Raw genomic sequence first — 25,054 nt, forward strand, 5'->3', positions numbered from 1 at the left:
CCGCATCCCTCCTTTTCTTTCTAGCTAACCTATTTTATTACAAGTTACTACCTGCTTTCAATCAATCCACCTTCAGATATGTTACAATACAAACATTAAGACGAAGGAGGTAAATTTCATGGGACTCGTAACTCGTCAGAGCGATAAATTAGATGATTTATTCAGTAGTTTTGCCGTTGACCCACAAAAAAAGGCTGGCAAGACTCCCGATGATCCTAAGAAGTCAACCAACGACAAAGAGGGTGCTAAACAAAAATAAATGTCGAGGATGGAAAACTTTCCATCTTCGACATTTTTCTTATGCTTGTTTATTAAAACCGTTCGGATAGCGCTCATTTAAGGTTTCAATATTCTTTTGAGCAACTTCTTCAAATGGAATATCAGCCCATTCAGCAACCTGCGACAAATACCATAAGACATCCCCCATTTCGTGTATTAAATCATCACGATCTAAGGGGTGCCCCTTAAAAGTATAATTCTTTACCAAATCAACTAGTTGTCCTGATTCCCCAGCTAATCCTAAAGCACAATTAGTTAATACTTGTTCATTCCCATATAAAGTCCGCTTTGCTGCTTCTTGATATTCATTAAATTCCATTAATCCGTTACTCCTGTTTGTTTTTCAATCCAATCCCAAACCTCTTGTGCTCCCCGCTTTGTTTGTGCCGAAAACAAGACCAAGGGAACTGATTGATCTAACCCTAAACCTTTAGTGATACTGGAAATTGACTTGGTATATGCGCTTGATTTAACCTTATCAATCTTGGTCGCCACCACGAGCGTTGGAATCTGATAATAAGCCAACCATTGATACATCATCACGTCGTCTTCCGTGGGCGCATGGCGACCATCAATTAATTGAACAACCCCCCGCAGTTGTTCACGTTCGGTCAAATAATGCTCAATCATCTTACCAAACTGTTCTCGTTGTTTCTTAGACACTTTGGCATATCCATAACCGGGAACATCAACAAAATAAAGTTGATGTTCCACTTCATAAAAGTTCAAAGTCTGCGTTTTCCCCGGTTGACCCGAAGTGTGAGCATAATTCTTCCGATTAATTAATACATTGGTTAACGAAGATTTTCCAACATTGGAACGACCTACCAAAGCAATTTCAGGATAATTAGTTGCGGGATATTGCTCCGCTTTGACAGCACTAATGGTCAATTCCACTTCATGTACTTGCATGTGTTACCTCTTATGAAGCTTCCTGTTTCAAAACATATCGTGGTGCTGTATGCTGGGTCACGCACCGCTTTTCAATCACGACTTTTGCAACATCTTGCCGGCTTGGCAGATCATACATAACATCACGCATCACGTCTTCAATGATCGACCGCAAGCCCCGAGCACCAGTTTGGCGTTCAATGGCCAGTTGCGCCATTGCCTTTAAGGCCCCATCAGTAAATTCAAGTTCACAATCATCTAAGCCAATTAAGGTTTGATATTGCTTAACTAAGGCATTCTTAGGTTCCGTTAAAATCCGCACTAAATCGTCTTCGTCTAGTTTTTCCAAAGCCGTCATAACTGGTAAACGACCGATGAATTCAGGAATTAAACCGAATTTCAAAAGATCTTCTGGGACCACGTGTTGTAAGACGTTTTTGTCCGTTACTGTATCAATCTCCCGTGAATTGGTTCCGAAGCCGATCGTCTTATCACCAAGCCGTTCCTTAACAATGGTTTCGATTCCATCAAAGGCTCCCCCCACGATAAAGAGAATATTGCTGGTATCGACTTGAATAAATTCTTGTTGGGGATGTTTCCGACCACCTTGAGGCGGTACATTAGCAATTGTTCCTTCCAAGATTTTTAACAGAGCTTGTTGAACCCCTTCGCCTGAAACATCTCGGGTAATAGAAACATTCTCGCTCTTTTTAGCAATCTTATCGATTTCATCAATGTAAATAATACCTTTTTCAGCCCGATCAATATCAAAATCGGCGGCTTGGAGCAACTTCAAGATGATGTTTTCTACATCCTCACCTACATACCCGGCTTCGGTCAAGGTAGTCGCATCCGCAATTGCAAATGGCACATTCAAGATCCGAGCTAAGGATTGGGCTAAGTAAGTCTTTCCTGACCCAGTAGGTCCAATTACTGCAATATTACTCTTTTGTAATTCGGTATCGTTGTTTTCACCTTCGATCATTGCATTCACCCGCTTATAGTGATTATAAACGGCCACCGAAAGGGTCTTTTTAGCATCTTCTTGACCGATCACATAATCATCAAGCTGGGCCTTAATTTCAGCTGGGGTTAAGACCTTAAAGGTTTGTTGACCAGAACGTTCTTCGGCTAATTCTTGATCAATAATTTCTTGGCATAAAGCCACGCATTCATTACAGATATAGACACCGGGACCGGCGACAATTTTGGCAACGTCCGCTTGGGACTTGCCACAAAACGAACAATGAATATCTTGTCCATTAGTATCTTCAAACATTCGCTGAACCTCCTCTAAATTCTTACTTGATCTATCATACCAAATCCAAAGCCATTTGGGAAAAGAAAAGACCGGGATCACTCCCGATCTCATCCACATAAAGAGCTAATTACTTAGCTTCTTCATCCTTTTTTAAAGTTTGCTTTGCTGAATCAGCAATCAAGTCAACGGCCTTCTTAACTTCGATATCATGAGCTAACATGTCATCACTTAAAGCTTGCTTGATAGCAGATTCTTCCATCCCGTATTGTTCAGCCAAGTCTTTAACTTCTTGAGCAATTTCTTCTTCACTCGCTGTTAAGTTAGCATCCTTAACCACGGCTTCCAATAAGAGGTTGGTCTTAACCCGACTTTCGGCATCAGCACTAAATTGGTCCTTCAAATCATCTTCAGTGGTATTCGTGATTTGGAAGTACATTTGTGGGTTAATCCCTTGTTGTTGCATGCCAGCCAAGTATTGTTGAACTTGACGATTGGTATCATCATCCAACATTGCTTGTGGAATAGCTTCAAATTCAGCATTTTCGACGGCTTTTTGAATTGCTTCGTCTTCAATGGCCGCTTTAGCAGCAGCTTGCTTTTGTTCCTTGATGTTTTCCTTCGTCTTTTCCTTTAATTCATCTAAGGTGTCAACATCTTCATCAACATCCTTGGCGAATTCATCATCAAGTTCTGGTAATTGCTTTTCCTTGATTTCGTGAATGGTAACCTTAAATAAAGCATCCTTACCTTCTAATTCCTTAGCTTGGTATTCATCTGGGAAGGTTACGTTTACATCCACTACTTCATCGGTCTTGTGACCAACTAATTGGTCCTCAAATCCTGGAATAAATGAGTTAGAACCTAATTCTAATGAGTAGTTATCTGCTGAACCACCATCGAATTCTTCGCCATCAACAGTTCCAACGTAGTCAATTACAACTGTATCACCCTTTTCAGCAGCACCATCTTCTTTAAGCACTAATTCAGCTTGTTGTTGACGCTTCCGTTCTAGATCTTCGTCAACTTCAGCATTGCTGACCCGCGTGTTTTGACGAGTAACTTCAAGATCCTTGTAATCGCCCAGCTTAACTTCTGGCTTAACAGCAACCTTAGCAGTTAAAGTCCAAGGTTGACCCTTTTCCATGCTAACGATATCAATTTCAGGTTGATCAACTGGTTCAATTGAGGCTTCTTTAACCGCTGCATCATAGGCATCTGGTAATACCGCATTCAAGGCATCTTGGTAAAGTGATTCTTCACCATACATTTGGTTAAAAATCGTCCGTGGAACGTGGCCCTTCCGGAATCCAGGAACCGCAATCCGCTTTTGCGTTTGCTTGAAAGCTTGGTCGATTCCCTTCTTAATAGTATCAACGTCAATATCAAACGTTAATGTCCCTTGGCTGGCTTCGCTTTCGCGTTCCCATTTAACTGACATTTCATTTCCTCCAATAATCTGAGATATTTTCATGTGCTATTTAATGCTCATGGCACCAATAGTCCTACATACCTATTGATTTTACCGTACTTAAACCGACATTTCAACCAATTCTATGCATAAAGAAAAAGAAGCTGAGTAGAGCTCAACTTCTTTTATTAGGCAAAACCCTAGATTAGTCTAACACTTCTGATACCACACCGGCACCAACAGTGTGTCCACCTTCACGAATAGTGAACTTAAGACCCTTTTCAAGGGCAACTGGCTTTTGTAATTCAACAGTGAAAGTTACGTTATCACCAGGCATAACCATTTCTACACCATCTGGTAATTCGATCGTACCAGTAACATCAGTGGTGTGGAAGTAGAATTGTGGACGATAGTTTGAGAAGAATGGCGTGTGACGTCCCCCTTCTTCCTTCGTCATAACGTAGACTTCACCCTTGAATTGCTTGTGAGTTTGAATTGAACCAGGTTGTGCAAGCACTTGACCACGTTCGATTTGGTCGTGAGCAACCCCACGAAGAAGAACCCCAACGTTGTCACCGGCTTCCCCAAGATCAAGCGTCTTGTGGAACATTTCAACACCAGTAACAGTAGTCTTAAGAACGTCTTCCTTCAAACCAACGATTTCAACTTCGTCCCCAACCTTAACAGTACCACGGTCAATCCGACCTGAAGCAACAGTACCACGACCAGTGATCGTGAAGACGTCTTCAACAGGCATCATGAATGGTAAGTCAGTTGGACGGTCTGGAGTTGGGATGTATTCATCAACAACATCCAATAAGTGTTCGATAACCTTTTCTTGTTCTGGATCACCTTCAAGGGCCTTGAGGGCTGAACCACGAACGAATGGAATATCATCACCAGGGAAATCGTATTCAGAAAGTAAGTCACGAACTTCCATTTCAACCAAGTCAACTAATTCGTCATCGTCAACCAAGTCAGTCTTGTTCAAGAATACAACGATGTATTCAACACCAACTTGACGAGCAAGAAGAATGTGTTCACGAGTTTGTGGCATAGGACCATCAGTAGCGGCAACCACAAGGATTGCACCATCCATTTGAGCGGCCCCAGTGATCATGTTCTTAACGTAATCGGCGTGTCCTGGCGCATCGATGTGTGCGTAGTGACGCTTTTCAGTTTCGTATTCAACGTGGGCAGTGTTGATAGTGATACCACGTTCCTTTTCTTCAGGAGCAGCATCGATATCAGCGTAATCTTCCGCTTGTGCAAGTCCCTTAGCAGCTAACACCTTAGTGATTGCTGCAGTTAAAGTAGTCTTCCCGTGGTCAACGTGGCCAATAGTACCAATGTTAACGTGGGGCTTTGTCCGTTCATAATGTTCTTTTTCAGCCATTAATGAATTCCTCCTAAAAATAATTACAAGATTGATGTCAGTCTTCCTGACACACCCTTATGAAATATTGTACTACTTCTCGCAGATGATTTAAAGCATAAAAATCATTTTGGAGAAGAATTCTTAATTATAGTATCAGGTCACTTCTGGTTTGTAAACGAATTTACCTATTTCTTTACATCATTCGATTAATCAGCTTGGTAAGCCGATTCTGCCATTCTTTTGCTGCTTGAATTGCTGGCTCATTGGTAGTCTGGGAATAGGCACATAAGGCAACATACCACGCCTGGGCATCAACAATGGTTTCTTCAATCCGTGGAAATAATAGGGTTAACTGTAAATAGAATTCCTGTAAATAAGTCTGTAAAGTCACTGGATCGGATTGCCCATAGCGATCCGATAGTAATTTTTGCACTTCTATAACTATCGGATATTCATCGACAGGCTTTAATTTTGCTAAATCAACTGAATACTCTTGATCATCAATCCAATAGATTGTAATGATTTCCTTAACCTGTAATTGTTGAAGGTTTTGGATAATACTGGCTCGGATTAATGGTCGGACAAAGGGATCACGGACCAGATACTTAGCCGCTTGAACATATTCATTTAAAGGCAATTGGTCGGCAGCATGAAAACGCTCCTGTTGACCGTTAAAGGCTTGATCTCCTAAATGAATAAATCGCCGCTGAATTCCTTGCAATGATTGCTGCATTGTCTCACGCATTTTGTCCTCAGCTTGATCTATTTGTCTCAATAATCGATCATCATGGCGGCTAGCCAAAGCTAATTTTCGCGCATTAATCATTTGGTGATTAGCAAGCGCCACTTGAACAGCTAAAGCAGTAAGCTCAGCTGACTGTTGATAATCAGCTAAATGCTCATTTATTAAGAACCAAGCCTGACGATATTGCCCTATCTCATAAAGGGCTTTTACTAGGGAATGATTAATTACAAACAAATCAACCTCGTCGTTAAGTAGTGCTAAAATACGAGCCGCTTCTGAATATTGTTGTTGATCAAGAGCTTGTTGTGCTTTTGCAAATTGAATTTGTTGATCTGAATTCATATCTCACCTAAGAGAGGTTGGCTAGAAACACTTAATTGGTATTTCTTTTACCTCATTTTCTTCTGATTACGCTGGTAATGACAGTCAAAAAGCACGCCCCAAAAGTCTAACTTCAAACTCAGGTTGGATAATTTCGTACCAACATTCGTTCTAGGTTAGCCCTATGAGGCGTCCTATCGCTTTTCCCATTTTCGTAGCGATTCTTAATTTTTATTTTTCTTTTTCCCACGGCCTCGACCACGATGTTTTTTCTCTTTTGTTTGGTCGTTAGCCGTTGGTTCATCAGCGGATTTATTAGAACGATTCTTGCGTTTTGGGTGTTGATTAATTTCCATAATCACTGGTAAGATCACCGGATGACGCTTGGTTTGATTAAAGAGGAAGCGATTTAACTTGTCGCGTACTTCTTGCTTTAAGGTTCCCCAATCAAAATCTTTTTGATTTAGATTTTCTTGAACTACTTCTTCCACCAAATCTGCACTCTGCTTCATCAATTGACGATTAGTTTTGACAAAGACAAAGCCTCGCGAAGTAATTTGCGGACGTGCGACGATCTTCTTTTTCTTCCGATCAATGGTCGCTACCACCACAAAAATCCCGTCTTCAGATAAGATGCGCCGATCCCGTAAAACGATATTACCAATATCACCAACGCCCGTGCCATCGATCATCACATTCCCGGCATTGACTTTTTCTCCTAAATGAAAATCACCGTCCGTATAGGTAAGGACATCTCCCCGACTCATGATAAAAATATTGTCCGGATCGACGCCAACTTCTTCGGCCAGTACTTCATGTTGATGGAGCATCCGATATTCCCCTTGAATCGGGACAAAGTACTTGGGATGCAACAAATTCAGCATTAATTGTTCATCATTTTGGCTAGCGTGTCCTGATGGATTAAGGTCGTCAGCAATAAATTTAACTTCAGCATCGGCCTTATAAATCGCATCCTTGGCCTTTTGCACAACGGTTTCCACAGCATGTGATGGCGTCGTGGTAACGAAAACTAAATCGCCTTCTTTAAACTTGATATCTGGATCTTCATCGTTAGCAATGGCCAACAAGGACTTAATTGGTTCTCCCATCCGACCGGTAACCAAGATAACGACCTCATCGTCTGGTAATTGGTTGGCTTCGTCTAGCTTAATTAAGATATCGTCCGTTGGTAAGGTCAAAAGTTCTAAATCGAGAGCCGTTTGCACAATTTGTTCAATGTCAGATCCTGATAAAACAACTTTCCGATTAGTGTTATGGGCCGCATCAAGGATTTGTTGAACCCGCAAAATATTCGAAGCCACACTAGCCACGATAATCCGACTCATAGAATTTTCGAAGGTATCTTCGATGTATTGGCGGATATCAGTCTCGCGACTACTTGCCCCCGTGATCTCAGATCCAGCAGAATCACTTAAGAGTAAGAGAACCCCTTCTTGACCAATTTGGGCTAAACGTGCCAGGTCGGTTTGGTAGCCCTTAGTTGCCGCTTGATCAAACTTAAAGTCCCCTGTGTAGACAATCTGACCATCTGGTGTTGCCAAGACAATTCCCAAAGTATCTGGAATTGAGTGGGTGGTTGGGAAGAATGAAACCGTCACATCATCAAAATCAATTTCGGTATTTTCGTCGACCACGTGAAAGTCATTAAACTTCTTCGATTCTTTATTTCCCTTTACCGCCAACTTGGCTAAAGCAATTGATAATTCGCTCCCAAAGGCCGGCACATCAAATTCAGCTAAAAAGTATGGTAAGGCCCCGATGGCATCAGCGTGTCCTTGGGTTAAAAAGACTCCAACAATCTTATCCGCCAAATCATCCAAATAGCTCCAATCAGGAATGACAAAATCAATCCCCATAAGCTCGTTTTCCGGATACTTTAAACCACAATCCAAAATAAAAATCTTATCATTGACTTCCACGGCATACATATTTTTACCGTTTTCGCGCACCCCACCAAAGGGGATCATTTTAATATTACTCATGAATGCTCCTTCATCATTTATTCAACTGTAAACAGCCTATCACACCGGTGGTGCCTAGGTAATTTATTTATAACTGTCAAATTACTATGATTAATCTTACCACATCACTAGAGCTTGTTAAATTAAAAAAGCCGTGAAGAACAAAAATTCTCCACGGTATTTCCTTATTCAACTAGCCCACTTGGTTCATAACTTCCTCGGAAAAGGTTGTTCTTTAAATCTTCAGCCGAAAGTGGGGTTTCCATATCCGCAAAACCGTTAAAGGTCCGCATAGCCATTAAAGCTCCATCTTGGTAATGGGCGGCTCGCTTCGTCATGTATGGTAATAATGAACCATTTTCTATATGCGCCACTAACTGACCACTAATGGTATTAGCCGGATTATCAAACCGATCCATCATCGTTTCCAAAGTCTCTAAATATTCTGGCCCCAGTTGAATTTGGTTTGCAAATTGAAAGAGCCGGTTTAAAAAATTCTTTCCCGCAATTTCATACTGAGAATGGGTCGTGGGGTTTTCCGTTGCCACTTCTTCATTTATTTCATTGGCGCGTTGAATTGTCACCGACACATCCTTGGTTTGCATCCCCGGTGTCATAATGAAGTAACTCGCCATAATGCGTAGTAGGCGCAGCGTATCTAATTTAACTCCAGTTGTACTGGTAGGATCAAGGTCTAACATCCGCAATTCAATATAGCTTACCCCATTTTTCTCCATATCAGTAAGGTCGCCACTGGTTTTTAAACGAATGGCCCCATGAAATTGAGCTTCATCAATAATCTCGCCATTGGCAACCCCAGCTTCAATTCGCTCCACATAATTTTGGATCGTTGAATAGTCGCCCTTAAACCGCATATCAAAACCATAATGGCTTTGGCGCAAGCACCGGATTGGTCCAGTTGGTTGGTCATCTTCAGGATCAAAAAATCCGGCTTCGGCAACGGGACTTGCACCAAATAAGTAAGTTAATACCCACCGATAGCGCACAAATCCCTGGGCTAATAACAAATAAAGATGGTTTTTCAAGGCCGCTTTACTAGCAAAGCGACCACTATTTTGTTCCCAAATAATGTCAATCACGTGATCATCAATACTTAAACTAATGTGGGCACCACAAGGCAAGCCCTTATTAACCCGCCCCATGTTCTCCAACACTCGTTCTAGATAGGCATGTTTTTCTGGGGTGGTCTGGGCCAATTCAATCTTATTAGCATCAGCAAAAGCTGGAGGCATTGATAAAGGCCACAAAACCTCACCGGGAGCTAAAGCAGCTCGTAACGCATTTTGAATGCTGTATAAATAATGGATCGCATCTAATGAGTTACTTGCTGCCGGGGTTACCACTTCAGTCATCGTTTCAGTAAAATCCTTCGTTACCCATGGGCTGTTAAGACTGATTCCCGCAGGAGTTGGATCCGAGCTTATTCGCCCTTGACTATCTGCCCGGTGCATTTCAACTTCTAACCCCATATTAAAATCAGAGGTTTTGGCTACAACTTCGTGTTCAAAAATGGTTTCACCAATTTGACTGAACATTCCGATTCCCCCTCTTTGCAAATTTAAGTTAATTCATCAATTTGCCTTCTAATTTAATTTTAATCATTCTACATCCCTAATAATAGTTAGTCAAAAATATATGGCAATAAATTTAAATCGATTAACATATTTATTTTAATAAGGGCAAAATAAAAAGACACTCGCCAAATAGCCAGTGTCTTCCCATCGAAGTCGTAATGAATTACCGACGTAATCCAAGACGCTTGATTAATTCACGGTATGCTTGAACATCAGTCCGCCGTAAGTATGCTAACAAATTACGACGGTGACCAATCTTCTTCATCAAACCACGTTGTGAGTGGTAATCATGCTTGTGCACGCGAATGTGTTCGTTCAATTCGTTAATGTCAGCCGTCAAAACAGCAACTTGAACTTGAGTTGAACCAGTATCACCTTCGTGCGTTGCATATTCCTTGATGATTTCGTTCTTGCGTTCCTTTGAAATAGCCATAATACTATTTACCCACCTTTCAATTTATCAAAGTGCCCGATTCTAGGTAAAACGTCGGTGAGGATCGTAAAACCGAGAAAGGGTTTGTTGTTTTACAACGGTTTATACTATAACGGATCTGTCAATTGAATGCAAGTACCTTTCTTCCGTTAATCTATTGCATTCAAATTCGGGTTTATGTATAATGAAAGGCGTTGAAAAAAACTGGTCAACTTAAAACCAATGATACGGAGGTGAAATTGAAATGCCAATCATCAAGTCAGCAATTGAACGTGTACGTGTAAATGAAAAAGCAGCTGCTCGGAACGCTTCTCAAATGAGCGCAATGCGGACTGCCGTTAAGAAATTTGACAAGGCCAAGTTAGCAGGTGCCGACAACCTTGAAGAATTATACAAGAATGCCGTATCAGCTATCGATCGGGCCCACTCAAAGGGTTTGATTAAAGCTAATAAGGCTGCTCGTGACAAGTCACGTTTAGCAGCACGTTACGCTAAATAATTCATACTTATACTAAAGCAGCTGGTGAAGAAAATTTCTTCACCAGCTGCTTTTTTTAATCAACTGCTTTATTGAACTTCAACATAAATAGTTGAAATAATAATTCTGGAGAACGACTAGTCGTCTTTAAATCCCGTTCAATTTGAATCAAGCCTTGATAAGCTTGACACAATGTAGCCAAATCATATTTTTGAGCCGTCCTTTGTGCTAATTGCACCCGGTATGGATGGACTTTTAATTGCTGAGTAATCGTGCCTTGACTCAAGCCGCGTTGACTAAGGATCTTCACCTGCAATAATAAACGAAATTGACTAACCAGCACCGCATTAATTTGTAATGGTTGCTGTTGAGCGGCTAATAACTGTTGGTAATCATCTAGAGCCATTACTTGATGTTGATCGAGAACCGCTTGAACTAGGTCAAACACATTTTCGTCTAACGACTGTGGCACTAACCCTTGCACAGCTGCAATCGTGATGTCTTTGCCTGGATAAGCATAGGTCTCTAACTGCTGGACGTGACTCATCATTTGCCCATAGTCCGCATTGGTCCGGCGAACGAGTTCATCCATGGCCCCATTTTGCAAAATAAAACCATCTTTTTGGAATCGTGCTTCCACTATATGACGTGCTTGGCTTTCATCCAATGGGGCTGCACTGACTTCGACAGCCACCTTTTTAAGACTTTTAACAACCCCCTTACGCCCATCAAGCTTTTCATAAGGTGCCATGATCACCAAAGTAGTTGTTGGTTCAGGATGGTTTAAGTATTCTTTTAACAGGTCAGGATCCTGCTTTAGACTCCCCCGCCCCGTTGAACCAGTTAAAAAAGTCGGTTTATTCAAAAAAACTAGCCGCCGCTCCCCAAAGAATGGGGCCGCCATAGCGTCCGCAAGGGCCTCATCTAAAGGCGTTGCTTCAAGATCATACGAGGCGACATTCATTACTCGTTCTTCTGCGGGAATTAAATCCAAAAAGGCCTGTCTGGTCTCCGCTTGGAGTTCCATCTGGGTACCAACCACAGTATAAACCATGGCTGGACTAGCGCCCTTTAATTGTTTTTTTAAGGTTGGGATATCCAAAATTTTTCATCTCCATTAAGCTTCGTCGTTAGTTGATCATAAAAACTATAATAGCGGTACCTAATCATTCCGTAATTTTGGGTAGATAATGGAACAATCTTACTTTGTTGCAATCGTTGCATGGTTTCTAGATTGGGGTGGTGGTATCGATTACGTCGCCCCGCAGAAATTATCCCATAGTGAGGCTGAACCTGCTTTAAAAAGGCAAGATTACTCGATGTTTTACTGCCATGATGACCAAGTTTTAAAACATCGGCCTGTAAATTGGGGTATTGTTTCATAATTAGTTTTTCACCATTTTGAGGAAGATCATCCATAAAGAGAAAGCGTAATTTCCCAAAATGACCAAATAAAACTAATGAATCATCATTTGTTGCGGATCCAACTTGCAAAGGATGAAGAATCTGTAAATCGGTCATCGGCGATGATTGATTGGTAACCGGAACCACCTTGACTGGATATGCTAGTCGAGTTTGAAACTTAGGTAAGGTTTCCATCCCCGCGGGGACTAAAATTTGTTTAACTCGAAAATTTTTCATGACTGTCGTTAAAAATCCGATATGATCTGCATCGCTATGAGTCAACCAGACACTATCACGCTGATAGATCCCAAGACTCTTAAGATAATTTATACTGGTCCCCACTGATCGGTCGTGGCTAAAATGCCCCCGCGCCCAGATTGGTTTTTGAATTTGCAAGTCCCCACCCGTATCAATCAACATCACCCGATGATTAAAGGGCTCCCGAATAATAATACAATCCCCTTGACCAATATCAACAAAGGTTACTTCTCCCGATAAAGGTCGGTGAATCCCAAGATAAATTCCACCATAACAAAGTAGCAATATTATCCAGGAACGACCAGTGGCGTGTTCAATCGTCCACCAGGTAATAATTAACGGGATCAACGTCAGCAACACCCCTATTTTACCAAAATGAATCATTCCCGGAAACTCTGCTAACCAGACTAGGGATTGATCAAAAATCACTAGTAAACGATTAAAGGATCCGGAAATTCCCGGTAAAAAGGGATAAAGTAAGGCGCTAATTATGGTGCCAGGGAAAATGATCCAACTAAAAAATGGAATCATTAAATAATTAATTACAAGACTGAGCAAATGAAATTCAAAAACAAAATGTAGTAGTGGTGGCAAGCCTAGAGCCCCAAGTTTGAACGATTGCCACTTTACCTTTTGCCAATCAAACCAGCATAAGGCAAAAGACAGCAAATAGCTTAATTGTCCTCCTAAGGACATTAAAACAGTTGGTTGAATAAATTCTTGTATGAGCAGACTAATGGTCCAAGCATCCGGCTGGTTACGCCCCAGCTGCTGACTCCATAGCTGACATTCAATCATTAAAATCGCACGCGTGAGGCTTAATGATCCACCTCCAATTACCCAATAGAGCGGCAAGGTGCCAATCAAAATCCAATTCAAAAAATGCCGATCATAGCCTAGGATCCGTCCTCCGCCTTGCACGAGCGAACAAACTGAGGCCACATGTAAGCCAGAAAGACAAAAGAGATGAATCAACCCCAGTTGTTTAACCGTTGTCATTTGCTCATCAGTTGCTGGATCTTGTAAACCAATCAGCAATCGTAAAGCATACCCACTTAAGGGCGCTGGCAAATGGTGAAAATAAGTGGCTAGTTGATGACGAACCTGGTGCAAACGATCCACCAAAGAGTAATTCTTAACTGGTTGAACGTTAATTAACTGCCCCTTAATGACCATCTGCACGCCTTGGGTCCGATACCAAAATCGGCGATCAAATTCGTTATAATTTGTTGCTGGGGCGATCGGCGTAGCATCACCTTTGATAATAACTTGAACTGGGTTGTGTAACCTTTCAAGATATTTTTGTTGACTTGGTTCTTTTAAGTAGGCTTGAATTAAGTAGTTTTGCCTTTTCCCCTGGCCAATTGCCTGCACAAAGTCCCCATTGACCTTCCACTGATCTGGTTGAACCACCACCATTTGGCTTACTTGTGCTTGTGGAGGATGAGTTAACTGGATCTGTTCCTGTTGCCAAATCCAAGCGCGGACACCAAACATGATACTGATTAGTATTACTAACCAACGCCAAGGAGACTCGACCAGAATCATTAGTCGCCAAATCAACCAACCTAATGGTAATAATAAGACCCAGTAATGCAAAATTACTAGGCCGCATCCTAAACTACTCAGCCCAGCTGCTAATAGTAATCGTTGGTTAATTATCGCTATCCAAATATTGCTTTAAATTAACCTGGTCAATTGTATCAGCACTGAGCTTGATTTGTTGCAATTTAACGTGTTTGAGTTTAATTAATTCCATTGCATACTCATCATTATGATAATTACGCAAATAGTTAATTTGTGTAATCCCTGCTTGTAATAAACTCTTGGTACATTGAAGGCATGGGAAATCAGTCACGTAAACTACCGCCCCATCCGTGGAAGTACCAAATTTCGCACACTGTAAAAGGGCATTCATTTCTGCATGGATGGTCCGTACACAGTGACCATCACGTAGATAGCATTCACTATCAATACAATGCTCATCACCTGAAACGGCTCCATTATATCCACTCCCAATAATTCGGCGATCACGGACTAAAACCGCACCAACTGAAAGTCTTTTACAAGTACTCCGCGACGATAACAAAGCCGCTTGCAACATAAAATACTGGTCCCAACCAATCCGCTGTGTCATGCTAAAACCCCCTTTTAATTTTATTTAGTATAGCAGAGATTTATTAACACGTTAAACTGACAAAGAAGATTGTAGTTTAGCGACCGTTTTATCACCAAAACCGTCAACTGATTTTAATTCCTCAACCGATTTGAACTCGCCATGCTCCTGACGATAGGCCAGGATTTTATCGGCCTTTTTTTCCCCAATTCCAGTAATGGTTTGGAGTTGTTCTTTCGTCGCAGTATTCAAATTAACAATGGGCTGATCCCCCTCGGTTGATGACCCTGCTGCAATGTTGTTAGCTCCAGCAATCTTTTCGCCCACTAAAGGAATATAAATAACCTGTTGATCCGTTAATTGTTTGGCTAGATTAACCTGGTTTAAATCGGCAGTTGGCAAGCTGCCACCAGCCTGTTCGATGGCTTCTTTCACCCGGGCTTGCTTAGGCAAGGTATATACCCCTGGATGGGCCACCGCCCCTTTAATATCAATTGATACTCGCCCATTTTGAGTGGTTGTCGAAGTCGCCACCCTAGAACTCACAGTTGAATTCATCATCGTCGGTGAATTAGTTGATACTGGAGTTGGCTTTTGATGCCAACAGAACAAACCAATACACACCAGTACCCCGGCCCCCAAAATCAGTTTGGTTCGTTGCGTTTCCCATAGGTCGATTAACCGCTCACGTAATTCTTCGATATCCATAAAAACCTCCTTTATTAATAGATACGAAAAAAGAGCGAGCCTGAACTAAACCATCCTGATTTAATTCAGCCCACTCTTATTTAGCGTGTTCATTTAAATAATCAACCGCATCTTGGAAACTAGTAACTGGAACTACTTTCATATTCGGCGCATATTTTTTAGCCGTTTTCTTTGCCAATTGATAGTTTGTCATGTGCTGTTCTTCATATTTGAGTAACTCTTTAGTTGGTTTAACGTATGGGGCAAAGAAGATAGTTGCTCCGGCTTTATGAGCAGCTACTACTTTTTTATCAATGCCGCCAATCTCTCCTACACTCCCATCCGCTGCAATCGTTCCTGTCCCGGCAATTTGTTGGCCGTGTCGAAGATCTTTACCTGAAATTTGTTGATAAATTTGTAAAGCAAACATTAAACCACCAGAAGGCCCACCAATTTCACCGGGATCAACCTTCACTGGGATGTCTGTAGTGACCTTTACATTATCGGTCAAGATGATCCCAATACCGGCCTTACCAGTCGATAACTTCACCAAAGGTTCAGTAACTGTTTTGGTCTTACCATTATGAGTATAGGTAACACTTAATCGATGGCCGATCCCTTGTTTAGCAATGTATTTTTGATAACCCGCCGCCGTATTAAAGTGATGTCCGTCAACTTTGGTGATGGTATCACCAACCTTAATCTGCTTTTTGAACTTCGAATTTTTCTGAACTTCAAGGACGTAAATTCCTAAATACTTTTTCGTGTACTGTTGTCCTGCTGCCTTATATGCAACCGAAATCGCCTGGTTAATCGCACTTTGCATGTAAAAGTTTTGAACCTTGTCATAGGTCTTATCACTTTGCCCACCCGTGACATCCTCAGCACTTTCAATCGTTGCTAAAGGATTCATGAACTTCGCCCACAAATAGGTAACTGGACGCGCGCGTTGCAAATAAACCGATGTCAACATATAGCTACCCTTCCATTTATCAGGGTGCTTCTTGATTGTAACGTAGGACTTTAAAGCATCGGCCGTCCCCGGCGTTTCAATATAGCTATTCAATGGCCATAAGAAGAACCACATGGCCACTAGAATACCAACAATAATTAAAATTAAGCGTCTAATCAGACGACGTTCTTGATTTTTCATTAAACTGTTTTACCCGTTCAATCATCCGATCGTGGATTTGTTTTTGCAATGCTTGATTCAGATTTTCTGGTAAATAAGCCGATATATCCCCACCTTCAAGCGCGACCTCTTTTAAAAGGCTACTAGATAAATGTTGATATTTAGGATCCGTTAGTAAAAAGACGGTTTCGATTTGATCATCTAAGTAATGATTCATCGCCGCGATATCCCGCTCATAACGAAAATCGGTTTCATTCCGTAAACCGCGTAATAAATAATCAGCCCCCATTTGATTCATTAAGTTCACAGTTAGCCCTTGGGCCGTAATTACGGAAACATTACTTAAGCCCGCAACGGCCGTTTCGATTTGATTAACCCGTTCTTGAACCGTAAACAAGGGATGCTTACTTGAATTATTCATAACGGCAACGGCCACCTGATCAAATAAATGACTAGCCCGCCGAATTAAGTCCAAATGACCCATAGTTAATGGATCAAACGACCCTGGAAATAATGCTACTTTCATTTATGCTTCCTCACCTATAAAACGATAAATAGTTACCACCGTGATACCATATGTTTGCTGTCGCACTAATTCAAACTGGGATAAGTCCGTCGGCAAATTGGCTTCTTGATTAGTTTCACAGACCACCAGTGCTCCAGAATTCAATAAATTTAAATCCACCAAGGATTGAATATCCTTAATTATTTGTTGTTTAGCATAAGGAGGATCAAGATAGATTAAATCCAGTCGCACCCCTTGCCCCGCTATAACCGGTAAAATACGTTGGGCATCTTGTTTAATAATCGTGAATTGATTTTCATGCTTGGTTAAAGCAACATTATGTTTAATCGTTTTGATCGCTTGATATTGCCGATCTACTAAATAGGCATGATCGATCCCTCGCGAAACCCCTTCAATACTTAAACCACCACTCCCGGCATACAAATCTAAGGACTGTCCACCGCTGAAGTAGGGCCCAATCATATTAAATAACGACTCTTTGACCTTATCAGTGGTAGGACGCGTCGCCATCCCAGGAACAGCTTGTAATTTGCGCCCCCGAAATTTTCCTGATACTACTCGCATTGATCACTCCTCTTCTGTTGAAGGAATTATTCCCGTTTCTGCAACCGATGAAATTGTCGGATCAACTGTGGACCATGGAGATGGTAAGACTCGATAAACATCATGTAGTTTTTCAATTTCCGGTTTAATTTCGGCAACATGAGCTTGGTTCACGTATAAGATAACATAATGTGCTCGGCGCGAAACATATTGAATGTGTCCATAATGACGGAGGACTCGTAAAACGCGGCGTCCCCGAATATAAACAGATAGACTCGTTCTTTGTGGAATAGAATTTTCTATTTCAACAGTCACTTAAGCCACCTCCTGTTGACGGCGTGCCTTTTGGCGGCGCATTCGACGCTCCACATTAGCGACCAGTCCCAATGAAGCACTCAAAACGAACATACTGGAACCCCCATAACTAATAAAAGGTAAGGTCACCCCGGTAATTGGTAAGAGTCCACACACAGCCCCGACATTAAACATTGTTTCCACGGCGAAAAAAGTGCCAGTCCCATAACACAACAAAGTCTCATACAGGTTATTCGACCGAATACCTAACAAGATAATCCGACAAATTAAGGTTGCTAGTAAGGCCAGGATAATTAAAACCGTGACCAACCCCAATTCCTCACTAATAATCGCTAAAATAAAATCAGTATTGGATTCTGGTAAGTACCCCATCTTTTGAATACTATTACCAATTCCACTACCAAAAATCCCCCCATTGCTAATAGCATAGTAGGAATTAACTAATTGCGTCCCCGATCCCGAGGCATTAGCGAAGGGATTCAAGTAGGCGACAAACCGGGCGGCTCGATACCCACCGATCTTAGCAAACAATTGCGCCACATATGGCAAGCCAATTAGTAGGGCTAGGAAGCCTCCCACTAAAGCAGTTGCTCCATATTTCCAAGGTATACGGCTAGCCATGATAATAACCAAAAAAATCGAAGCATTAATTAAAGCCCCCCCTGTATCGGGTTGACTCAAAATCAACCCGATCAGGACTATTGTTAATATGATCGGTTTCCGAAGTTTCCTTAAATAATCAGACCGTGATAAGTTTTCGTAACGTGCAAATTGATTAGCCAAATAGATGGTTAAAAAGAATTTACAAACTTCGGCGGGTTGGATACTGACCGGTCCCAGATTAACCCATCCGCGCGCCCCATTAACGGCTGCCCCGAAAAAGCGAACATAAACTAAGAGCACGATCAGTATTCCCGAAAGGAAACCTAGGGTATATTTACTTCGCCAAAAGGTTAAATTGACTCGCGATAACAAAAAGAAAATGCCAATTCCTACCAAAGCAAAAATTGATTGCTTAACTAAATAACTGCGGGCTGTCCCACCAACTTGCATGGCCACATCCGCGCTTGCCGAATAAACCATCACAATCCCAATAATACATAAAATTAAATATGGGATCAGTAAATAGGGATCCCAGCCTAAGACTGAGCGTTTCTTTTGTTTATTCATGATGCTCTCCACTTAATATTAAATCATGGAAAATATTATACCACTAAAGTTTCGGCAATTAAAAAATGGACAGGAATTACTCCCGCCCATTCATTAAATTACTTTCGTGAAGCAGCTTTCCGACGCTTAGCCGCCTTTTCCCGTGCATTAGTTTCAAGAATTTGCTTCCGTAACCGCACGTTTTCCGGTGTAATTTCACAGTATTCATCTTCATTTAAGAATTCCAGTGATTCTTCTAATGATAAATGCGTTGGGGTCTTGATCCGTGCCATATCGTCAGAACCAGCAGCCCGAACGTTAGTAAGGTTCTTACCCTTAGTGATGTTAACCGTGATGTCATTTTCCCGGCTATTTTCACCAATGATCATCCCTTCGTATACTTCCGTCCCAGGATCGATCAAGAGGGTTCCCCGACTTTCAATCCCCATCATTGCATAAGTCGTTGCCTTCCCAGCATTCATTGATACTAAAGTACCCTTTTGCCGACCAGGGTTCCAGTTCTTAATCACTGGCTTGTATTGATCAAAGACGTGACTCATGATCCCATAACCACGCGTTAAGGACATGAATTCCGTTGAGTAACCTATCAAGCCCCGTGAAGGAACTTCAAAAATCAACCGCGTTTGACCATTGTTGGAAGGTTCCATGTTTTGCATTTCACCTTTCCGCTTAGACAAACTGTCAATAATAGAACCAGTGTATTCATCTGGGGTATCAATTTGAACTTCTTCGTATGGTTCGCTCATCACTCCATCGATCTCACGGTAGATAACTTCTGGCCGTGATACTTGAAGTTCAAACCCTTCCCGCCGAAGAGTTTCAATTAAGATAGATAAGTGTAATTCACCCCGTCCAGAAACAACCCAGGCTCCTGGATCATCAGTATCTTCAACCCGCAGCGAAACATCCGTTTCCAATTCAGATTCTAGCCGGTTTTGTAATTGGCGCGAAGTCACAAACTTCCCTTCCCGACCAGCAAATGGAGAATCGTTGGTCCGGAATGTCATTTGTAAGGTAGGCGGATCAATCCGTAATGGAGTTAAAGCTTCTGGATGTTCTGGATCCACCACCGTTTCACCAACGTTGATATCTTCCATACCAGAAACCGCAATTAAATCCCCAGCCTTAGCAGAATCAATTTCAATTCGCTTCAAGCCAACGAACCCAAAGAGTTTCGTGACCCGGAAATTCTTGGTTGATCCATCAAGCTTCATTAAGGTAACTTGATCACCTACGTGAATCTGTCCCCGGACAACCCGACCAATCCCAATCCGACCAACGAAGTCGTTGTAATCAAGAATTGAAACTTGGAATTGTAATGGTTCGTCTGAATTATCAACTGGGGCTGGAATCTTTTCCACGATCGTGTCAAACAAAGGCTTCATCGTGTGTTCTTGAGTTGAAATATCAGAATCATAGCTAGAAGTCCCGTTCATCGCCGAAGCATAAATTACCGGGAAGTCTAGTTGATCTTCATCCGCGCCAAGTTCAATGAATAAGTCGAGCACTTCATCAACGACTTCTTCTGGACGGGCGCCATCACGGTCAACTTTGTTAATAACCACGATTGGGGTTAAGTGTTGTTCTAAGGCCTTTTGCAAGACGAAGCGCGTTTGTGGCATGGTCCCTTCAAACGCATCCACCACTAGAAGTACCCCGTCAACCATCTTCATAACCCGTTCTACTTCACCACCAAAATCGGCGTGACCTGGGGTATCTAAAATGTTGATTTGGTAATCACCATATTTTACGGCTGTGTTCTTAGAAAGAATCGTAATTCCACGTTCTTTTTCCAAATCATTAGTATCCATCGCCCGGTCTTGAATATCGAAGTGTTCAGGGAGCGTATTGGATTGCTTTAACATCTCGTTAACCAGGGTCGTCTTACCGTGGTCAACGTGAGCAATGATCGCAATGTTACGAATATCGTCACGTAATTTCAAAAGTCTATTCCTTCCATTTCCTTAAAGTATGGTCAATTCTCATAAAAAAACTGTGACATTGGTCACAGTTACTGCTAATTGATCAATTCCATGATATCTTTGGCAGCTTTTGGAGTAGCTACTAATACAAAGTTAGATGATAGCATATCAATCGGTTGTTCGTCAATCCGTTTGACGACTAAACCTTGGGCTTCGGCTAGGACCCGTCCCGGGGCTAAATCCCAAGGCTTTAAGTTAGTGATGTAGGCTCCCGTTCGCCCGGTGATTAATTGGGTCATCGAAATTCCAGCACTACCAAAAACTCGAATGCTACGGGCAGCTTTGGCAGCCGTTTGGGCATGATGAAGATCATTCATTAAAATCCGGGAAGAAACGTCAATTAGTCCATCTCGCAAGCCACGATTTAAGGGTGTTGACAATTGATGATCATCTTCCCAGACACCCAGTGCAGGCCCCCCATGATATAAAAGACCTTTCATAACGTCCAAAATATAGCCTAAGGTCGGTTGCCCGTCAATGTAGAGGGCTAACATAATCGCAAAATTTTCCCGTTCCATGATAAAATTCATCGTCCCATCGACGGGATCAACAATCCAAACGTGACCATGAATATCATGAACTTGATCACCAAAACCTTCTTCGGAAATAATTTGCGCTGTCGGGTCAATTTCCCGAAGTCGTTGATTAATAATTTGTTCGTTTTGTTTGTCAACCGTCGTCACCAAATCATGAGGACTGGTTTTTTCATCAATTGTAAAGTCAGCTTGCATGGCGGCTTTCGTCCGTTCGCCAACTTCACGAATTAAAGTTTGGATTTGTTGATCAATCTCCGCTAACATGCTCATCCCTCCATTTTTATCTTACTACTCTCATCAGTTTGGGCCCGTTTAACAACCTGATAAATTTCATAGCCAGACACATTTGCAAATTGCCGACTGAGTTGCTTTTCGAAAGCTTTCGAACTAACCACCTTTTTAAAGTCAGCGTACGCCTTTAAAATTTTTGAACGTGAGGTCCCAACTTCATAGGCATCTTCGACAACTTGATATAAATTAGTAACGGCGATCAACTCCTCCATGGACCAATCCGGATCCAATGGATATGCATAATTTCCCCCAGCCATCTGACCAACTCCTTCATTCATTACTAGTTACCATTTTAAAGGATTTTCGACTGACATACCAGAATTTAAGTGTTTTCCATAGGAATGTGCTAAAATACTTCATAAAAGAAAGAGAAATGAGGTCCATCATAATGATCACAATGGATGATATTGTACGTGATACTGATAACAATCCTGTATTGCGAACGCGGGCAGCCAAAGTTGACTTTCCCTTATCGGCAGAGAATCAACAGCTTGCCCAACAATTAATGGAGTATTTAGAAAACAGTCAGAATGAAGAAATTGCTGAAAAATACCAACTGCGCGCCGGAGTTGGTTTAGCAGCTCCCCAGGTTAATCATGGGGTACGCATGACTGCGGTCTTAATCCCTGGTGAAAACGAAGAAGACGAACCTGCCTTTAAAGACGTATTAGTTAATCCAGTCATCATTAGTGAATCAGTGCAAATGGCTGCATTAGCTGAAGGAGAGGGATGTCTCTCTGTTGATCGTGATGTCCCTGGCTATGTCCCACGGCATGATCGCATCACTTTGAAATATCAGAATCTGGCTGGTGAAACTAAGCAAGTCCGATTAAAGCATTATCCAGCCATTGTCGTTCAGCATGAACTCGATCACTTGATTGGCGTTTTATTCTATGATCACATTGATGAAAATGAACCTTTCAATCATCCTGATGATTTAATGCTCCTATCATAAAAAGAAGTTGGTGAAATTTCACCAACTTCTTTTTAGTTCGCCTTTTGATTTAACTTACTAAGGTCCTCAACATATTCACGAGTGGCTTCGTTAGAGACATAGGCCACGTCAAAGTGTAGCTTTTGCTGATAGACCCACCAATCCGTAACCACGAAGGGAGCTGATTGAGCATTAAATCCCGCAATCAGTTCTTGACTAGCGTTTTTCTCAATGGCTTGCGATAAATTTTGATGGCTTAACCAACGTAACTCTTGTTCATCACACAAATCAAAATAAATCTGATATTCAAAGGCCTGCACCCCATTACCCCATACTTCCGCCACAATGGAAGATTGATGATCGTAATGGTCACTAGCTAAATGATCTGCCAGGACTGCCATTACCACTTGATCTGTTATCTGTTGAGCGGCAACTTGCTGTTGTTGATCATGACGTTTAACTAAGGTTCGATGAATGATCTGATAAATTACCAAAATTAGGATTAGTGTAATAGTAATTACATATAGAAACGACATTAAATCACTCTCCTTTTTATCCATTATAAGGATACCATCCTCAATCGACTAGCGACACTACCATTTAAATGTGTTAGAATAACAGTACTGAAATTTATCATGAAGGAGTTCATAATGACTTTTAAAGTATATTATCAACCTACAAAAACTGAAACCCCTCGTCGGGAAAACACCCAATCACTATACATTGAAGCGGCTTCTGAAGCCGAAGTTCGGGCCTTAGTAGAAGAAAATACCGACTATAATGTAGAATTAATTGAAGAACTTTCTGATGCCGCTTTAGCTTACGAAAAAGAAAGTGACAACTTTAAGTTAACGACGTTTTAATTGGCTGGGGCAACCCAGCTTTTTATTTTTGACCGAAAGGAGGTCGTGAGATGTACCTATCTTTTCTCATCAATCCCACTGTAAATCACGACCAAGGTCGCACGATCTGGCAAACGATTCAACCAATTTTAGATCAAGCCCAGTGTGCCTATGAATTTGCTTTTATCCAAGACTATCAGCATGCCCAACGCTTGGCCCATAAATCCTATGAACGCCTTCACCACCATCAGAATTTGGTTGTAGTCGTAATCGGCAATGACGAATTAGTAAATGCCGTCATTAATGGGTTAATGCCCTCGGATCAACAAGGAGCCACAATTCCTTTTGCCTTTATTCCGACTAATCCGAATAGCTTTTTGGCTAAACAATTAAATGTTAACCATTCACCAAATACTTTAATTAATCGGATCTTAACGACTAAGAAACCGGTCGAAATCAATCTCGGCCACTATATTAATTCTGCTGATCAAGTCCAAGGTTACTTTATCAATCGTCTATCGATTGGTTTGTCAGCAGCGGTGGATCAATTAATTGGCCCTGGCCCCATTCGGACCTGGCGGTATTTACGAGCAGCTCACCAAGCTAGTAAGCAAATTACCCCATACAATTTAATGTTGAACGTTAATCGTCATCATATTATTTTTCCAAATGCTATCAATACCCAAGTAGTTAACTTTCCTTTCACTCGAACCTATCATTTTCGGAATAAGCAATATTTACGACCACCACTTGAAATTGCCATTGCTAAAGGACATCACCAATGGCGTCTCATCTGGGGGTTGTGGCTAATGTTTCGCCATCAACAGTTATTCTTACTTGGTAGCCAACGGTATCGGGAAAAATGGTTCCACTTTAGTGCTTCGAAGCCATTAACTATTACTACTGATCATGAAGTTAAAGGCAGTCACTTAGTTAACTTAACAATCGACAGCGTTCGGTATCCATTTTGGGATATCATTAAAGACTCTTAAAGAATTGGTTACTAAAAGTAAAGAATTATTTAATTAGCTGGTAAATCACTTTTCAATAAAAAAATTGTCACGTACAATAGATATATCTTGAAAGGAGTGATTTGGATGGTTACTTTATTTTTCCACACTAATGATCCATCAAAGCGTAAAGCCGTACAATGGCTTACCCAACACGGGATCACTGTTACTCAACGTAACATCGAAAAGGAACCTTTAACCCAAGCTGAAGTGCTTGATCTACTTGCCATCTCGATGGATGGGACCGAGGATCTTATCTCGAAGCGCTCCCGTGATACGAAAGCTTTAAAGATGGATTCTGAAAATGTCACAATTAATCAATTAACTGCAGCAGTAGCAACTAACCCACACATCTTGCGGAACCCAATTATTTTTAATGAAAACAAATTGGTAACTGGATTCGATCAAGAAAAAATGGGGGTATTTATTCCTAAGCGGCAACGCCGTCTCGAATTAAATCGCTTGCTTGGTAAGCTAACCCCTGCCATGGGACCACAACCACAAGTTGAATATGCGCGTATTAAATAAGACTGTCTA

At 41.5% G+C, this 25,054-nt stretch carries 28 protein-coding genes; 6 read left to right on the plus strand and 22 right to left on the minus strand.

The features are described from left to right. Positions 1-118: 118 nt before the first annotated feature. Complete coding sequence (locus PS3_RS10530; RefSeq protein WP_176662270.1) at positions 119-259, plus strand: SPJ_0845 family protein; 141 nt, start codon at positions 119-121, stop codon at positions 257-259. A gap of 39 nt (positions 260-298) precedes the next feature. Here the strand turns inward: PS3_RS10530 and PS3_RS09075 are convergent, their stop codons facing one another. From PS3_RS09075 to rpsO, 9 genes are all read right to left on the minus strand, one after another. Continuing rightward, a complete protein-coding gene (locus PS3_RS09075; protein WP_007122769.1) occupies positions 299-598 on the minus strand; it encodes a nucleoside triphosphate pyrophosphohydrolase family protein in 300 nt (99 codons plus the stop codon). Next, positions 598-1,191 carry a ribosome biogenesis GTP-binding protein YihA/YsxC gene (yihA, locus tag PS3_RS09080; RefSeq protein WP_007122770.1) on the minus strand — a complete coding sequence of 198 codons (594 nt, stop codon included), beginning with the start codon at positions 1,189-1,191 and terminating at the stop codon, positions 598-600. The genes PS3_RS09075 and yihA overlap by 1 nt, the downstream gene beginning before the upstream one ends. A gap of 10 nt (positions 1,192-1,201) precedes the next feature. Next, complete coding sequence (gene clpX / locus PS3_RS09085; protein WP_007122771.1) at positions 1,202-2,449, minus strand: ATP-dependent Clp protease ATP-binding subunit ClpX; 1,248 nt, start codon at positions 2,447-2,449, stop codon at positions 1,202-1,204. A gap of 109 nt (positions 2,450-2,558) precedes the next feature. Continuing rightward, positions 2,559-3,869 (minus strand): trigger factor, encoded by a 1,311-nt coding sequence (tig, locus tag PS3_RS09090; RefSeq protein ID WP_007122772.1) that lies wholly within the window; start codon positions 3,867-3,869, stop codon positions 2,559-2,561. 175 nt (positions 3,870-4,044) lie between these two features. Next, complete coding sequence (gene tuf, locus PS3_RS09095; protein ID WP_007122773.1) at positions 4,045-5,235, minus strand: elongation factor Tu; 1,191 nt, start codon at positions 5,233-5,235, stop codon at positions 4,045-4,047. 175 nt (positions 5,236-5,410) lie between these two features. Continuing rightward, the gene (locus tag PS3_RS09100; protein ID WP_007122774.1) at positions 5,411-6,304 is read right to left on the minus strand and encodes a hypothetical protein; all 894 of its coding nucleotides are present in this window, start codon (positions 6,302-6,304) and stop codon (positions 5,411-5,413) included. Between the two features lie 203 nt (positions 6,305-6,507). Continuing rightward, entirely contained in the window at positions 6,508-8,286 is a 1,779-nt protein-coding gene (locus tag PS3_RS09105) for a ribonuclease J (protein ID WP_007122775.1), read from the minus strand. A gap of 164 nt (positions 8,287-8,450) precedes the next feature. Then, complete coding sequence (locus PS3_RS09110) at positions 8,451-9,821, minus strand: glutamate--cysteine ligase (RefSeq protein WP_007122776.1); 1,371 nt, start codon at positions 9,819-9,821, stop codon at positions 8,451-8,453. Positions 9,822-10,023: 202 nt separating this feature from the next. Further along, complete coding sequence (gene rpsO, locus PS3_RS09115) at positions 10,024-10,293, minus strand: 30S ribosomal protein S15 (RefSeq protein ID WP_007122777.1); 270 nt, start codon at positions 10,291-10,293, stop codon at positions 10,024-10,026. A 244-nt stretch (positions 10,294-10,537) separates the two neighbouring features. Between rpsO and rpsT the strand changes: the two genes are divergently transcribed. Further along, positions 10,538-10,792 carry a 30S ribosomal protein S20 gene (gene rpsT / locus PS3_RS09120; RefSeq protein WP_007122778.1) on the plus strand — a complete coding sequence of 85 codons (255 nt, stop codon included), beginning with the start codon at positions 10,538-10,540 and terminating at the stop codon, positions 10,790-10,792. A gap of 55 nt (positions 10,793-10,847) precedes the next feature. On the opposite strand, the gene holA is transcribed toward rpsT, so the two are convergent. The 12 genes from holA to PS3_RS09180 all read right to left on the minus strand — a co-directional run bounded on the left by holA (position 10,848) and on the right by PS3_RS09180 (position 21,988). Further along, the gene (gene holA / locus PS3_RS09125) at positions 10,848-11,873 is read right to left on the minus strand and encodes a DNA polymerase III subunit delta (protein WP_007122779.1); all 1,026 of its coding nucleotides are present in this window, start codon (positions 11,871-11,873) and stop codon (positions 10,848-10,850) included. Further along, a complete protein-coding gene (locus PS3_RS09130; protein WP_050950917.1) occupies positions 11,855-14,032 on the minus strand; it encodes a DNA internalization-related competence protein ComEC/Rec2 in 2,178 nt (725 codons plus the stop codon). The genes holA and PS3_RS09130 overlap by 19 nt, the downstream gene beginning before the upstream one ends. Before the next feature lie 55 nt (positions 14,033-14,087). Continuing rightward, positions 14,088-14,570 (minus strand): ComE operon protein 2, encoded by a 483-nt coding sequence (locus PS3_RS09135; RefSeq protein WP_007122781.1) that lies wholly within the window; start codon positions 14,568-14,570, stop codon positions 14,088-14,090. Between the two features lie 51 nt (positions 14,571-14,621). Continuing rightward, a complete protein-coding gene (locus tag PS3_RS09140) occupies positions 14,622-15,257 on the minus strand; it encodes a helix-hairpin-helix domain-containing protein (RefSeq protein WP_007122782.1) in 636 nt (211 codons plus the stop codon). Positions 15,258-15,333: 76 nt separating this feature from the next. Further along, a complete protein-coding gene (locus PS3_RS09145; protein ID WP_007122783.1) occupies positions 15,334-16,389 on the minus strand; it encodes a SepM family pheromone-processing serine protease in 1,056 nt (351 codons plus the stop codon). After that, positions 16,361-16,894, minus strand: coding sequence for a pantetheine-phosphate adenylyltransferase (coaD, locus tag PS3_RS09150; protein WP_007122784.1), 534 nt, complete (start codon positions 16,892-16,894; stop codon positions 16,361-16,363). Before coaD ends, PS3_RS09145 begins: the two co-directional genes overlap by 29 nt. Beyond that, positions 16,895-17,458, minus strand: a complete 564-nt coding sequence (gene rsmD, locus PS3_RS09155; RefSeq protein WP_007122785.1) for a 16S rRNA (guanine(966)-N(2))-methyltransferase RsmD — start codon at positions 17,456-17,458, stop codon at positions 16,895-16,897. Positions 17,459-17,461: 3 nt separating this feature from the next. Then, complete coding sequence (locus PS3_RS09160) at positions 17,462-17,752, minus strand: DUF2129 domain-containing protein (protein ID WP_050950918.1); 291 nt, start codon at positions 17,750-17,752, stop codon at positions 17,462-17,464. Beyond that, positions 17,753-18,922, minus strand: coding sequence for an FtsW/RodA/SpoVE family cell cycle protein (locus tag PS3_RS09165; RefSeq protein ID WP_007122786.1), 1,170 nt, complete (start codon positions 18,920-18,922; stop codon positions 17,753-17,755). 98 nt (positions 18,923-19,020) lie between these two features. Then, complete coding sequence (typA, locus tag PS3_RS09170) at positions 19,021-20,865, minus strand: translational GTPase TypA (RefSeq protein ID WP_007122787.1); 1,845 nt, start codon at positions 20,863-20,865, stop codon at positions 19,021-19,023. Between the two features lie 74 nt (positions 20,866-20,939). Further along, positions 20,940-21,704 carry an inositol monophosphatase family protein gene (locus PS3_RS09175; RefSeq protein ID WP_007122788.1) on the minus strand — a complete coding sequence of 255 codons (765 nt, stop codon included), beginning with the start codon at positions 21,702-21,704 and terminating at the stop codon, positions 20,940-20,942. A gap of 2 nt (positions 21,705-21,706) precedes the next feature. Continuing rightward, positions 21,707-21,988 carry a UPF0223 family protein gene (locus tag PS3_RS09180; protein ID WP_040468808.1) on the minus strand — a complete coding sequence of 94 codons (282 nt, stop codon included), beginning with the start codon at positions 21,986-21,988 and terminating at the stop codon, positions 21,707-21,709. Positions 21,989-22,119: 131 nt separating this feature from the next. Between PS3_RS09180 and def the strand changes: the two genes are divergently transcribed. Continuing rightward, positions 22,120-22,686 (plus strand): peptide deformylase, encoded by a 567-nt coding sequence (gene def / locus PS3_RS09185; RefSeq protein ID WP_007122789.1) that lies wholly within the window; start codon positions 22,120-22,122, stop codon positions 22,684-22,686. Positions 22,687-22,718: 32 nt separating this feature from the next. Here def and PS3_RS09190 read toward each other — a convergent pair whose 3' ends face one another. After that, positions 22,719-23,201 carry a hypothetical protein gene (locus PS3_RS09190; RefSeq protein WP_007122790.1) on the minus strand — a complete coding sequence of 161 codons (483 nt, stop codon included), beginning with the start codon at positions 23,199-23,201 and terminating at the stop codon, positions 22,719-22,721. Positions 23,202-23,315: 114 nt separating this feature from the next. Between PS3_RS09190 and PS3_RS09195 the strand changes: the two genes are divergently transcribed. From PS3_RS09195 to PS3_RS09205, 3 genes are all read left to right on the plus strand, one after another. Further along, a complete protein-coding gene (locus tag PS3_RS09195) occupies positions 23,316-23,528 on the plus strand; it encodes a DNA-directed RNA polymerase subunit epsilon (RefSeq protein ID WP_040468810.1) in 213 nt (70 codons plus the stop codon). Between the two features lie 50 nt (positions 23,529-23,578). After that, positions 23,579-24,499 carry a diacylglycerol/lipid kinase family protein gene (locus PS3_RS09200; protein WP_040468811.1) on the plus strand — a complete coding sequence of 307 codons (921 nt, stop codon included), beginning with the start codon at positions 23,579-23,581 and terminating at the stop codon, positions 24,497-24,499. A gap of 105 nt (positions 24,500-24,604) precedes the next feature. Continuing rightward, positions 24,605-25,045 carry a transcriptional regulator Spx gene (locus PS3_RS09205; RefSeq protein WP_007122791.1) on the plus strand — a complete coding sequence of 147 codons (441 nt, stop codon included), beginning with the start codon at positions 24,605-24,607 and terminating at the stop codon, positions 25,043-25,045. Positions 25,046-25,054: the final 9 nt, after the last annotated feature.

Source organism: Limosilactobacillus gastricus PS3 (assembly GCF_000247775.1).
In the GTDB taxonomy this organism is placed as follows: Bacteria; Bacillota; Bacilli; order Lactobacillales; family Lactobacillaceae; genus Limosilactobacillus; species Limosilactobacillus gastricus_A.